The following is a 12,604-nucleotide window of genomic DNA, read 5'->3' as shown; positions in this document are numbered from 1 at the left end:
GGGAAAGTTTACCCTGTTTAATAGGACCTGAAGAGCATTGAACTTGTTTCTTGCTCTTTGGTCTTTATTTATATCAAAGATTCAGCTTTTATCTTTTGATTTTCTACATCATCGAATTTGATTGGAGTGTAAGGTGCGAGACTCCTGGGGGATCAGCGGGACAGGTGAGACTCCTAAGTGTGCAAAGCGCAGAGGAGGCTCACCGCACGCCCCCCGGAAAGCGAGCAACCTGAAACGGAAATCAATCCCACGAGCTACAATGATTTTCAAACATGGGTTTGTGATTAAGAGCTGAAATGTTTTAAAGCGTTCAGACAGGTGTAAATTATAAAAGTAAAGCAAACTGAAAGGTGAGTGAAAAAATTATGTTCAATAAACTATTTGGAAAAAAAGAAGTTAAAAAAGAAGAAACACTAATCGCTCCATTAACAGGAAAAATCGTAAACATTGAAGAAGTACCAGATCCGACGTTCGCTCAGAAGATGATGGGCGATGGGATTGCGATAGAACCAACAGAAGGTGTTGTTGTTTCTCCAGTTGATGGAGAAATCGTTCAGTTCTTCCACACGAAGCATGCGATCGGTATTCAATCAGAAGCTGGTGCAGAGATTCTGATCCACGTTGGTCTTGAAACGGTTAGCATGAACGGTGAAGGGTTCGAGGGACATGTGAATGTAGGAGATAAAGTAAAAGCAGGAGACAAGCTTTTAAGCTTTGATTTGGATTTGATTAAAGAAAAAGCGGCTAGCACGGTAACTCCGATCGTGATCACAAATGGTGATGCGGTTGAATCTTTAGACAAGCGTGCAGCATCTGAAGCAACAAAAGGTGAAACTTCATTATTGCAGGTAAAAATGAAATAAATCGGGAAATCAGGCTAACCATGCCTGATTTTTTTCCAATAAAAAGGGGAGGCTACGATGAAAAAAGGCGTAATTTCTTTAGGAGAAGCACTTGTTGATTTTATTCCAACGGATGAAACGAACACGACGTACCAAAAAAGTCCTGGTGGTGCACCAGCCAACGTAGCAGTTGGGGTTGCGCGATTAGGGTCAGCGTCTACTTTTTTAGGAAAAGTGGGAGATGATGTTCTAGGATCGTTCATGATTGATACATTAAAGAGCTATGGCGTGAACGCGTTTCATGTATACAAGACGGAAGAAGTAAGAACAGGCGCGGTGTTTGTGACGCTCGATCCAAACGGTGAAAGATCGTTCGACTTTTACATTAATCCGAGCGCAGACCGATTCTTAGAAGAAAAAGATGTACAACCGAGTCTCTTTAAAGAACATAAAATTCTTCATTTTGGTTCAATATCGCTGATCGGACAGCCATCTAAGAGCGCTACTGAAAAAGCGGTAAGACTCGCAAAAGAAAACGGCATGTGGGTTTCGTACGATCCAAACTTGCGGTTGTCGCTCTGGAAGACACCGGCACAGGCCCGCGAGACGATTCTCTCCATGCTGCAGCACGCTGACATCGTCAAGATCTCAGAAGAAGAGCTTGAATTTATCACAGGCTTAAAAAAGGTAGAGGAAGGCATTAAAGTGCTGCAAGAATATGATATTCCTTTACTCTTCATCACACTAGGCGATGACGGAAGCTATGTGGTGACGAAAGAGGGCGGCGAGTACATTCCGGCAAAACGCGTATCTTCGGTAGATACAACCGGAGCAGGAGACGCTTATGTTGCGGGTGTTCTTCATCAATTAAATGAATACAATGGTACACTCCAAGACCTGACCCTTGATGAAGCGAGTGACATGGCGCTGTTCGGAAGCATTTCTGGAGCACTTGCGGTTTCTGTTAAAGGAGCAATGACCGCACTCCCTACTTTAGAGCAAATTGAGGACGAACTGGCACAAAATAAACAATAACTGCATATAATAGGAAAATATTTTGACTAATGTTTTTGTTTTTTGGTAATATTATTTTATTATAAAAGATGATATGCAGCTGTGAAGGATGAATAGTAGCTAGATGTACACTCTTTTTAGCGAGCTGGGGATGGTGAGAGCCCGGTAAGAGACATTAGTGAAACGGCAATCCGGAGTTGCTTTTTGAAAAGAGGATTCGTTTTTACATACGGATCAACTAGGGTGGAACCGCGGGAGATACAACTCTCGTCCCTGGGCATAGTGCCTTGGGACGGGAGTTTTTTATTTTTAAAAAAAACGGCCGACCCATAAGGCAAAACCTAAATGGGAGGAATAAAAATGACAAAAAACATGGAAACCATCACAAATCATGCGAAACACCGTGGTTTTGTATTTCCAGGATCTGAAATTTATGGAGGTCTTGCGAACACGTGGGATTATGGTCCACTTGGTGTTGAGCTGAAGAACAACGTAAAAAAAGCATGGTGGAAAAAATTCGTTCAAGAATCACCTTATAATGTAGGTCTTGATGCAGCGATTCTTATGAACCCTCGTACGTGGGAAGCATCTGGTCACATCGGCAACTTCAACGATCCGATGATGGACTGTAAGAACTGTAAAGCGCGTCACCGTGCAGATAAATTGATCGAAGATGCGGCTGATCAAGCTGGAAAAGAAATTATCGTAGACGGACTTCCTTTCGAAAAGATGGAAGAGTTAGTGAAAGAATACAATATCGCTTGTCCGGAGTGTGGAAGCCATGACTTCACAAGCATCCGTCAGTTCAACTTAATGTTCAAAACACACCAAGGTGTAACAGAATCAAGTTCAAACGAAATCTACATGCGTCCGGAAACAGCGCAAGGGATCTTTGTTAACTTTAAAAATGTTCAGCGTACGATGCGTAAAAAATTGCCGTTCGGTATCGCACAGATCGGTAAGAGTTTCCGTAACGAGATCACGCCAGGTAACTTCACGTTCCGTACACGTGAGTTTGAACAGATGGAGCTTGAGTTCTTCTGTAAGCCAGGAAGCGAGATCGAGTGGTTCAACTATTGGAAAGATACAGCTGAAAAATGGTTGAAATCATTGGGTATGACGTCAGAAAACCTTCGTCTTCGCGACCATAATGAAGATGAGCTTTCTCATTACTCAAATGCTACAACTGACTTTGAATACAAGTTCCCGTTCGGTTGGGGTGAGCTTTGGGGTGTTGCATCACGTACAGACTTCGATTTGAAGCGTCACATGGAGTTCTCAGGTGAAGACTTCAACTATATCGATCAAGAAACAAACGAGCGTTATGTTCCGTATTGCATCGAGCCTTCTCTAGGTGCGGACCGCGTAACGTTGGCGTTCCTTATTGATGCGTATGAAGATGAGCAGCTGGAAGATGGTACTTCAAGAACAGTAATGCACTTGCACCCTGCATTAGCTCCTTATAAAGCAGCGATCCTGCCACTATCTAAGAAGCTATCTGAAGAAGCAACAGAAGTGTTCAGCTCACTCGCAAAAGATTTCAATGTGGACTATGACGAAACAGGATCAATCGGTAAACGTTACCGTCGTCAAGATGAAGTAGGTACACCTTTCTGTATCACGTATGATTTTGATTCTAAAGAAGACGGCATGGTAACCGTACGTGACCGCGACACGATGGAACAAACGCGTGTGAAGATTGCAGATCTTAAGAGCTTTATTGAGGAAAAAGTTCAGTTTTAATTAAAAGCTTTGTGATTCGCAGTTGCTATTGTGAGTAGTTGATTTCCGTTACAGGTGATCGCTTTCCGGGGGGCGTGCGGTGAGCCTCCTCTGCGCTTTGCGCACTTAGGAGTCTCACCTGTCCCGCTGATTCCCCAGGAGTCTCGCACCTTCCACTACAATCAACTTTTCGATGAAGCTTGAAAGATCAAAAAGCTTAAATAAAAGCACACATTTGCGTCTTGCGATGTGTGCTTCTGTTTTTTCACGGGAGTTTATTCTACAATAGAATATGAGAGATTAATTTATAGCCTACGGGCTTTTATTGGAGGTATATACATGAACGAAGGACGTATTCAAAAGGTACAGAACTGGCTAAAGCAAGAAGGGCATACTTTCGCGTTCATTCACACGACAGCAAACGTGTTCTATTTATCAGGATTATATTCTGACCCGCATGAACGTGTGTTAGGTGTAGCTGTACTTGCAGAAGGAGAGCCGTTCATGATCTGTCCAGGCATGGAACGTTCACAGGCTAAAGACGCAGGCTGGACGTATGAGATTGTTGGTTACAGCGATTCTGAAGATCCTTGGGCGAAGGTACAAGAAGCGTTGGATAACCGTGGCGTGACTGCCGCGTCATCGATTGCGGTTGAAAAAGAAACACTTCCATACGCGCGTGGCGAAAAGCTACTTGGTATGTTTGATGGTGCGAGCTTGGTCGGAGCTGAAGAGTTGATGAACGAGCTTCGTCTCATAAAAGAAGAGAGCGAGTTAAAGACGTTGCGTGAAGCAGCTAGACTTGCTGACTATGGGGTTGAAGTAGGGGTTGCAGCTCTTCGTGAGGGTGTAACAGAGATGGAAGTCCTCGCGAAGATTGAATACGAATTGAAGCAAAAAGGCATCAGCGCGATGTCGTTTTCTACAATGGTGTTATTCGGTGAAAAAGCTGGACAGCCTCATGGTAAGCCAGGCTTGAGAAAACTTCAGCACGGCGATTTTGTATTGTTTGATCTAGGAGTTGTCCTTGACGGTTATTGTTCTGACATTACGCGTACTGTAGCGTTTGGTGATCTAGATGAAAAGCGTCGCGTGATCTACGATACTGTGCTACAAGCACAAATGAAGGCGTTAGAAGCTTCTAAGCCAGGAACGCGTATCGGTGACCTTGACGTGATCGCGCGCAACCACATCACGGAAGCAGGATACGGCGACAACTTCCCGCATCGCATCGGACACGGCCTTGGTATCGATGTTCATGAATTCCCGTCCATGAGTGACAACAACGATGGCGTGCTTCGTGAAGGAATGACGTATACGATCGAACCAGGCATCTATATTGATGATGTCGGTGGCGTACGTATCGAAGATGATGTCTATATAACGGCAGATGGTCACGAAACATTGACGAAATATCCAAAAGAGCTGCAGATTATTAAGTAAATGAAAGTAAAGAGGAAGGATGACTCGTTTGAGGGTCATCCTTTCGTTTATTTTAGGTTAATTTAATACATTATGACCGTAGATATTGCAGTTCCTCAATCACAATCCTAGAAATTTTATCAATAATACGGCGAGAAATTAAGATAATACGGCGAGTTTTTCGCAGAATACGGCGAGTTTGATCTATATATCAGCGAGTCTACAAATTAAGACATAATACGACATCCACAAATACAGGGTTTATTTAAGTGCTCCTGATTTTCACCACTTCTTGTTGCTCTTTTTTCGCATCCCACACTCTTTGAATCTCAAAAGTACCTTCCTCAAAGAATAATGGAAACCTTTCTTTAAACCAATCTTGCATGGGAAGATCTAATGCTTCTTTCATAGAGACCCAAACCAATTCGCCTTCTGGTGGATCTAACAAAAGTTCACCATCAAAAGTATCTGTCCAATAATTGAATACCATATATCTCACATTCTTTTGAGGATTTACATATTCATCGATTCCTTTGAACACTAAATTCGAGACACGTAATCCTGTTTCTTCCTCAACTTCACGACAAGCGCCGTCTACTAAGCTTTCAGGAAAATCTACTTTGCCCCCAGGAGCTAAAAAACCGGGGAAACCACGGCTGTCTGGCCGCTTAATTAATAAAACATGATCTCCGTTTTGAACCATGCACATCGTATAAAGTCGGTGTTCAATATAAGCAGCCACAAGCAATCCTCCAAAAAACATTTTACTTATTTTAACATATACTCTATAATAATGATTGATTAACCAATCATCCATAAAAAAGGAGATTTCACAATTGCCTTTATCACATAAACAAATGAAAGCAATGGAACAGAAGCGTGAAAAGATTTTAGAGCAGGCGATCTTGTTGTTTGCAGAGCAGGGGTATGAGAGCACGACCATCGCAAAGGTGGCGAAAGCTGCGGGTGTTAGTTTTGGAAGTGTGTTTACGTACTTTGAAAATAAGGATCAGCTTTTTTATCATGCTGTTACAGAGCCTTTAGAAAAACAATATAGAGAAGCGATGTTAGATTTTAATCCAGATGCTGAAGATTCGTTGACAGAGATTAAGAGCATGATAGACAAACATATTGCTATTTTTATCGAGATGCGTACATATCTGCAGCTGGTCGTTCAAGTGATCGGGCAGCATACGAAATTTCCGGAGGCGTTTAAAGTTCTGGACGAATTTAGTCTTGAGTTTATTTTAAAACTTCAAGAGATCATACGAAATGGTCAAAAAAGTGGAGTTCTAGAAAAATCAGATGAAGACTTAACAGCGACAGCTTACCTTGGCTTTTTATTAGGTATTCGACTGACGTTTACAGATTATGCCGTATCTCGCGTTAGAGAAAAGTTTAAAATTCCAGCACTGCAACTGTTATATCCGAAACACTAAAAGGTGTTTCGGTTGTTTTTACATTAATAATGATTGATTAATCAATCGTAAAAGGGAGAGGGAAATATGAAATTCTTTACGTTCCATCGCAACATCCAGCTAAGGTTAGTGCTGCAATTTATTACGACTTTTGCTTCTTCAGCTGTAATTCCGTTCCTAGCTATCTTTTTTTCTAACCAGGTAGGGACGTTTTTAACGGGTTTGATGTATATCGGAGTTATTCTATCTGGCATAATGGGTGCACTGATCGGAGGGAGGCGTTCCGATCAATTTGGAAGAAAGAGGATTATTCTACTAAGTGAGAGCATGATTGGTCTTGGTTACTTTATTGCTGGAGCTCTCAATCTGTTCTTTCCTCTTTCTCCATATGTGAACTTTGCGTTGTTCATCGTTATTCTCTTTTTTACAGGTATGGCTGGACCTGCGTATGGAGCGATCATTATTGATTCAAGTACGAAGGAAAACAGAAAAGCCATTTATACGATTTCCTATTGGCTAGGGAATTTGGCAGTAGCTGCAGGGGGTGTAACAGGGGCTATTCTTTTTAAAACCTATCCGTATGAATTATTCTTAGGCATCGCATTGGTTACTTTTATTACGTGGGTAGTGACTTGGTTATGGCTTGAAGATGTTCGGCTGCCGAGCGCTGTGAACCAGGACACTGACGTTACAAAAAGCTTGCAGGGAAGCTATAGAGAGATTTTTTTGAACCGAAAATTTATTCTCTTTACGGTAGCGGGGTTATTTCTTATTTCACTAGAAGAAAGTCTGACTACGTATATCGGTATTAAACTTGTAAGCGATATGAAGGATCCGGTTGAATTACTGCCTTTCACATCATTATTGGAAGTAGACGGTTTTCAGTTAATCGGCTTACTAAAAGCCGAGAACACGATCTTAGTCGTCGTATTAAGTCTTGTTATAGCCGTTATGTTTAAGCGTTTCAAAGACCGCTCCTTAATGCTCGGAGGAGGATTTGCATACGCTTTAGGTTTTGTTGTGATCAGCTATAGCACGATACCTATTGTCTTAATCATTGCTATGTTTATTGCGTCTATTGGTGAACTGATTCATATTCCAGCAAAGCAAGCTTATGTCGCATCAATCATACCGGATAATGCACGTGGGTCGTACATGGCGATCTACGGCTTATCGTTTCATCTGTCTGGAATGATTGCCGCACTATTCGTCATGATGAGCGGATTTCTTTCAGCCCATACAATCACTTTGCTGTTTAGTTTGATGGGTGTTACAAGTTTAACTATTTATCACTTTTTATTTCAATCTGAAGAGTCGGCAGAAGCCAAGGTCGTTAAAACTACAGCATAAAAAAAGAAGCAGAAAAACTCCTGCCTCTTTCAAAGAATGTTTTTAGTTAGGCAACACATAAAACATCATAAGAAAATGCATCACACTGCCGGCTAGAACAAACAAATGCCAGACGGCGTGGTGGAACGGAAAGCTGCGCCATACATAAAAGATGCTGCCAAGCGTGTAGATGATTCCACCTGCAACGAGTAGCTGAATGCCTGCTGGAGGCATGTTTGCTGAAATATCTTGAAAGGCAAATGTGATCAGCCATCCCATCGCTACATACCCTAATGTTGATAACACAACGAACTTTTTTGTGAAAAAGACTTTAAACACGACACCAAAGATCGCAAGTCCCCAAACGACTCCAAATAATGTCCACCCCAGTCCTCCGCCTACAACGATCAGTACGATTGGGGTGTATGTTCCTGCAATAAAGAGATAGATGGCCGCGTGGTCCATGATCTCAAATAAATCCTTAACCCGTCCTTTAGGAAAAGCGTGCACGAGGGTTGAAGCTGTATAAAGCGTCAGCATCGTTCCTCCGAATACGGCGAAGCTAACAATATGAACCGCTGTTCCTTTCCATACGGCAAACACGAGCAGAATGGAAGTTACCGCTACACTGAGGAGGACACCGAGTCCGTGTGTGATGGCATTTGCTATCTCTTCGCGTTTTGAAAATACATGTGTACTCATTTTGTTCACCTTCCTTTACGTTATGGTCAGTATATCAGAAAATGGCATCCTTTAACCAATTAAAGAACATTAAAAATTGTAAATACTTTGTTGCCTTTGAAAGTGGTTGATTTCCGCTCCAGGTTGCACGCTTTCCATGGGGCGAACGGTGTTCGAAGAAGTATGTGTGCTCCTGCGTCTACAAGAAAATCCTATAGAAGCGAACTTCCTCGTCGCATGCCTTACGAAAAGAATTCACAGAGTGGCTGGCAGGCTATGCGCCGTTAAGGGTCTCACCTGACCGCTCGTCCTATAGGAGTCGGCAACCTTCCGCTCCAATCAACTTGCATAGGATGAGACAATGAAAGATCACCAATGTTGTTTAGGCTGAAAGCAAGTACTCTGGAAATGGACATCAATTTCTTTTAAGAAGGCTTTTTTAAAAGATTATTGCTATTGAGTATTTCTTATTTCCTTCTTCGACTATTGATTGTAGTGAAAGATGCGAGACTCCTGCGGGACAGGTAGGCAGTCGGAAGAGTGGAAATGGTTTGTTCAGCCCCGACCAGCAAAAGTTGAATGAGCAATGAAGGCGCAATTTGCCTTCTTGAACGTTTAACTTTTGACCTCGAGGGGCTAGCCATTGCAACTAGACAAGTGAGACACTTATACGTGAAACGTACGAATGTGGCTCACCGCCTGCCCCGCGGAAAGCGAGCATCTGCAACGGAAATCAACTCATTCAAAAATCTCTAAAAAGAAGGAATCCTTCTCAAAAGTGAGGAAATAGATAGGATTACAGACTTAATAGATAAAGAGAGGGTCACGATCATGGAGGTAACTCGTTATTCGTCTATAACGGCTTTTTATAGTGAAGTAGAAGAATTCCTGTTGTGTCAGGAAGATCGGGCAGGAATCATGCTTAGCAACTGCTTGCGTTTTCAAGACAAAGTATGGGAGGGCGAGCAGCCTTTTCTTGCTACTGTTAAACAGAATGGGAGAATCATGCTCTCAGCCATGCTCATTCCGCCTTACGCCCTATTACTTTTAGAAAAAGAAGAAACAGATGGTGTAGCGGCAGTGCCATTTTTAGTTCGTTATTTGATTGAAGAAGATTATTATATACAAAAAGTCATGTCGCCGAAAGCTGTTGGAAAGGCGTTTGCACAAGAGTGGTCGACAGCTCATCATCTAGAAGAAAAATTGTTGATGGATCTGCGTCTTTATACGCTTCCTGCTGTTATCCAGCCTGCCCCTCGGCCCGGCCGTTTAAGACTGGCCACAAAAGCAGACTTGGCTTTCTTGCCTCGCTGGATCGTAGAGATGACAGAAGAGACGAAGCAGATTATGACGATGGCGGAAGCTGAAGAATATGCGAAAATGCGCGTAGCAAGCAAGTTTCTTTTTATATGGGAAGAGGATGGCAAGCCGGTTTCGATGGCCGCTAAGACGAGACCGAATATTAAAGGTGTTTCGATCAACTTGGTTTATACACCGAAGAATCTTAGAGGGAAAGGATATGCGAGTGCTTGTGTTGCTGCACTCAGCGATTATCTGTTGAGTGAAGGATTTTCGTTCTGCACCCTTTATACGGATCTCTCAAATCCTACTTCAAATAAAATCTATCAAAATATCGGTTATGAGCCGGTATGCGATTATATTGAACTGAAATTTAACGAAAAAAGAACAGAGCGACCGGCTTGATCACCGGTAAGCTTTGTTCTGATTCTTCATCTCTATATAGTTCGTTATGTATTTTCGTGCACCGCCTAAAGTTTCTTTAGGAAGCTGATCAGGTTTAAAATATTGAAAATCATGTGATTCATTGTGATCAATCGTTAGTTCTCCACTGACAGAATGAGCCGTATACACAGCGGTCACAGCATACAGTTCGTCACCGTTTGCATTTTTAATATAATGATCTTGGCCAGAATAGACATGAAGCTGGGTCAAGCCTTCAACATCAAGTCCTGTTTCTTCTTTTACTTCACGAATCGCTGTTTCTTCAAAACTTTCACCAAGCTCCATCAGGCCTCCGGGCAGTCCCCATCCGCCATCGGTTCGGTGCTGTAATAATATTTCATCCTTTTCGTTAACAATAATAACAACAGAGCCAGGTAAGATGAGTGGTGCGGTTCCTACATATTTTCGAAGTTCTTCATAGTAAGCCATCAAATCGCTCCTTCCTAACCAACATTTTACAGAAAATATGTTAATAATTCATCTAAAAGTGGAACACTGAATAAAAAGATCGAGGGGAGTTTTGGAATGGAAGCCTTCGCTAGACCCCGTGTGGTAGTAAGTAAGTGTCTTGAATTTGAAGCATGTCGCTATAACGGTGATGTCATATATAATGATGTGATCAAAAAACTGATGGACTATGTGGATTTTGTTCCTGTATGTCCAGAAGTAGAGATCGGACTTGGTACGCCGCGAGAAACGATTCGCATCGTGAAAAAGGGTGAGGATCATTTTCTTCTTCAGCCCTCAACGCAGCGTGATATAACGAACGAGATGCGAACTTTTTCAGATGGTTATCTGGCTGGAATTATTGATACAGACGGATTTATTCTGAAAACGCGTTCTCCTTCTTGTGGTTTAAAAGAAGTAAAGGTGTATGCTTCTACTGAAAAGGGTCCTGCAATCGGGCATTCGAGCGGGTTGTTTGGTGGAAGGGTCGCGGAGCTTTATTCACATTTAGCCATTGAAGAAGAAGGACGGTTAAATAATTTTACGATCCGTGACCGTTTTTATACGAAGCTTTTTACGCTCGCTGCCTTTCGAAACATCCTGCCACAGGGGCTCAAAGCTATTAAAAGCTTTCATCAGAAAAATCAGTTCCTGTTTATGGCCTATAGCAATCCAACGCTAAAAGTGATGAATCGAATCTTGAAAAAAGAGCAGGAAAATGGGGAAGAACGAACGATACAACTGTATGCTAAAGCCATGAACAAGCTGTTTAATCGTACGGCAAGAAGCGATTCTAACAGGAAAGTGGCGTACGAGATCTTCAAACGGTTTCAGCCGCACCTATCTCCAAAAGAAATCGCCTTTTTCGAAGAGCTTCTTCAAAAGTATGCGAACAAAAAAGAACCGTTTTCGAGTGTGGCTACGATTTTAAAGTCGCACGCTATACGCTTTGAAGACAGTGAGATTCTTGGTCAGACATTCTTTGCACCATATCCTGAAATTCTGCTTGAGATCTCAGACTCAGGCAAGGGACGAGATTATTAAAACGAGCGCGTACAACAGAGGGATGGTTATACAGGAAAGAACCGTACTTAACATAACCCCCGCTGCCGCAAAAGAGGCATCCTCTCCATAACGCTCTGCATACATGGAGATGGTTGGAGCGGAGGGCATCCCCGCGGTTAGAACGGCAACTGCTATTAATGGAAGAGGCAACGAAAAGAAAACAAAGGGCAGTAATAGAAACGGAAAAAGCAGCAGCTTGTAAAAACTCGCTAGCCATAAGTGTGAACTTTTTAGAAAGCTCATGACATGTTGCAACGGTAAAGCGCCTAAGAGAACGCCAATCAATAACATAGAAAGTGGAACAGTAGGTTTTCCTAGCATTTCTAAAGTGTTGGATAGAGCACTAGGAAGGGTACCTGGCAGGAGCATGAGGATTAAGCCAACGAGTGTGGAAATCACACCAGGATTTAAGAAGACGTTTCGCCAAGGCAGAGTCTCGGAATGACGAGCAAATAAATAGATGCCGTATGTCCAAATCCACAAAAGATAAACAAAGTTAAAGAATGTAGCAAAAAGCACTCCTGTCTTTCCGAATAATATAAAACAGACTGCGATGCCTAGAAAGCCTTGATTCCCAAAAATCATGATCCCTTCTAAGGCATTTTTCTGCGTGTCTATTATTTTCAATCTCTTAATGGTCCACCAAGAAAAGATTGAGGAAATCAGTAATACAAATATAGACATTACGGACAGCCAGCCGAACTGTTTTAGATTTTCAATGGAAAAGGAAACATCCATTCCGAAGATGATCAATGCAGGTAACGTTACATTCAATAAAAGTGCTGAAATTGTACGTTCACTGCCAGGTGGCAAGATCTCTTTCTTTCGAAGGATATAACCGATTAGAGCAATGCTGTACAATAGAGTTAATTCTTGCATAAATGGTGCAAGTTTCATTCCATCTTCACCCTCCTTACCTAC

The 12,604-nt window shown here is 42.2% G+C and carries 12 protein-coding genes; 8 read left to right on the top strand and 4 right to left on the bottom strand.

Annotated elements, in window-relative coordinates:
* Positions 1-365 precede the first annotated feature (365 nt).
* From ACOZ9X_RS18340 to ACOZ9X_RS18325, 4 genes are all read left to right on the top strand, one after another.
* Positions 366-863: a PTS sugar transporter subunit IIA gene (locus tag ACOZ9X_RS18340; RefSeq protein WP_197132936.1), complete on the top strand. Its 498-nt coding sequence runs from the start codon at positions 366-368 to the stop codon at positions 861-863.
* A gap of 57 nt (positions 864-920) precedes the next feature.
* Entirely contained in the window at positions 921-1,877 is a 957-nt protein-coding gene (locus ACOZ9X_RS18335; RefSeq protein ID WP_423419448.1) for an aminoimidazole riboside kinase, read from the top strand.
* Positions 1,878-2,216: 339 nt separating this feature from the next.
* Entirely contained in the window at positions 2,217-3,599 is a 1,383-nt protein-coding gene (locus tag ACOZ9X_RS18330; protein WP_423419447.1) for a glycine--tRNA ligase, read from the top strand.
* 318 nt (positions 3,600-3,917) lie between these two features.
* Positions 3,918-5,021 carry a M24 family metallopeptidase gene (locus ACOZ9X_RS18325; RefSeq protein ID WP_423419446.1) on the top strand — a complete coding sequence of 368 codons (1,104 nt, stop codon included), beginning with the start codon at positions 3,918-3,920 and terminating at the stop codon, positions 5,019-5,021.
* Between the two features lie 244 nt (positions 5,022-5,265).
* On the opposite strand, the gene ACOZ9X_RS18320 is transcribed toward ACOZ9X_RS18325, so the two are convergent.
* Positions 5,266-5,763, bottom strand: a complete 498-nt coding sequence (locus ACOZ9X_RS18320; RefSeq protein WP_423419527.1) for an 8-oxo-dGTP diphosphatase — start codon at positions 5,761-5,763, stop codon at positions 5,266-5,268.
* 73 nt (positions 5,764-5,836) lie between these two features.
* On the opposite strand from ACOZ9X_RS18320, the gene ACOZ9X_RS18315 reads away from it, so the two are divergent.
* Positions 5,837-6,439 carry a TetR/AcrR family transcriptional regulator gene (locus tag ACOZ9X_RS18315; RefSeq protein WP_423419445.1) on the top strand — a complete coding sequence of 201 codons (603 nt, stop codon included), beginning with the start codon at positions 5,837-5,839 and terminating at the stop codon, positions 6,437-6,439.
* Between the two features lie 66 nt (positions 6,440-6,505).
* Entirely contained in the window at positions 6,506-7,768 is a 1,263-nt protein-coding gene (locus ACOZ9X_RS18310) for an MFS transporter (protein ID WP_423419444.1), read from the top strand.
* A gap of 42 nt (positions 7,769-7,810) precedes the next feature.
* Here the strand turns inward: ACOZ9X_RS18310 and trhA are convergent, their stop codons facing one another.
* Positions 7,811-8,449: a PAQR family membrane homeostasis protein TrhA gene (gene trhA / locus ACOZ9X_RS18305; protein ID WP_423419443.1), complete on the bottom strand. Its 639-nt coding sequence runs from the start codon at positions 8,447-8,449 to the stop codon at positions 7,811-7,813.
* Between the two features lie 810 nt (positions 8,450-9,259).
* Between trhA and ACOZ9X_RS18300 the strand changes: the two genes are divergently transcribed.
* Positions 9,260-10,132: a GNAT family N-acetyltransferase gene (locus ACOZ9X_RS18300; RefSeq protein ID WP_423419442.1), complete on the top strand. Its 873-nt coding sequence runs from the start codon at positions 9,260-9,262 to the stop codon at positions 10,130-10,132.
* On the opposite strand, the gene ACOZ9X_RS18295 is transcribed toward ACOZ9X_RS18300, so the two are convergent.
* Positions 10,133-10,600, bottom strand: coding sequence for an NUDIX hydrolase (locus ACOZ9X_RS18295; RefSeq protein ID WP_423419441.1), 468 nt, complete (start codon positions 10,598-10,600; stop codon positions 10,133-10,135).
* Positions 10,601-10,696: 96 nt separating this feature from the next.
* Between ACOZ9X_RS18295 and ACOZ9X_RS18290 the strand changes: the two genes are divergently transcribed.
* The gene (locus ACOZ9X_RS18290; RefSeq protein WP_423419440.1) at positions 10,697-11,662 is read left to right on the top strand and encodes a YbgA family protein; all 966 of its coding nucleotides are present in this window, start codon (positions 10,697-10,699) and stop codon (positions 11,660-11,662) included.
* On the opposite strand, the gene ACOZ9X_RS18285 is transcribed toward ACOZ9X_RS18290, so the two are convergent.
* Positions 11,639-12,580, bottom strand: coding sequence for an AEC family transporter (locus ACOZ9X_RS18285; RefSeq protein WP_423419439.1), 942 nt, complete (start codon positions 12,578-12,580; stop codon positions 11,639-11,641). The genes ACOZ9X_RS18290 and ACOZ9X_RS18285 overlap by 24 nt on opposite strands.
* Positions 12,581-12,604 lie beyond the last annotated feature (24 nt).

Source organism: Fictibacillus nanhaiensis (assembly GCF_049537595.1).
Taxonomy (GTDB): domain Bacteria; phylum Bacillota; class Bacilli; order Bacillales; family Fictibacillaceae; genus Fictibacillus; species Fictibacillus nanhaiensis_F.
This window is presented reverse-complemented; position numbering and strand designations above follow the sequence as displayed.

Bases quoted from the DNA above. Each gene is read 5' to 3' on its own strand.
- trhA (WP_423419443.1), bottom strand. From the start codon at position 8,449: ATGAGTACACATGTATTTTCAAAACGCGAAGAGATAGCAAATGCCATC.
- ACOZ9X_RS18335 (WP_423419448.1), top strand. From the start codon at position 921: ATGAAAAAAGGCGTAATTTCTTTAGGAGAAGCACTTGTTGATTTTATT.
- ACOZ9X_RS18330 (WP_423419447.1), top strand. From the start codon at position 2,217: ATGACAAAAAACATGGAAACCATCACAAATCATGCGAAACACCGTGGT.
- ACOZ9X_RS18325 (WP_423419446.1), top strand. From the start codon at position 3,918: ATGAACGAAGGACGTATTCAAAAGGTACAGAACTGGCTAAAGCAAGAA.
- ACOZ9X_RS18310 (WP_423419444.1), top strand. From the start codon at position 6,506: ATGAAATTCTTTACGTTCCATCGCAACATCCAGCTAAGGTTAGTGCTG.
- ACOZ9X_RS18340 (WP_197132936.1), top strand. From the start codon at position 366: ATGTTCAATAAACTATTTGGAAAAAAAGAAGTTAAAAAAGAAGAAACA.
- ACOZ9X_RS18290 (WP_423419440.1), top strand. From the start codon at position 10,697: ATGGAAGCCTTCGCTAGACCCCGTGTGGTAGTAAGTAAGTGTCTTGAA.
- ACOZ9X_RS18295 (WP_423419441.1), bottom strand. From the start codon at position 10,600: ATGGCTTACTATGAAGAACTTCGAAAATATGTAGGAACCGCACCACTC.
- ACOZ9X_RS18300 (WP_423419442.1), top strand. From the start codon at position 9,260: ATGGAGGTAACTCGTTATTCGTCTATAACGGCTTTTTATAGTGAAGTA.
- ACOZ9X_RS18320 (WP_423419527.1), bottom strand. From the start codon at position 5,763: ATGTTTTTTGGAGGATTGCTTGTGGCTGCTTATATTGAACACCGACTT.
- ACOZ9X_RS18285 (WP_423419439.1), bottom strand. From the start codon at position 12,580: ATGAAACTTGCACCATTTATGCAAGAATTAACTCTATTGTACAGCATT.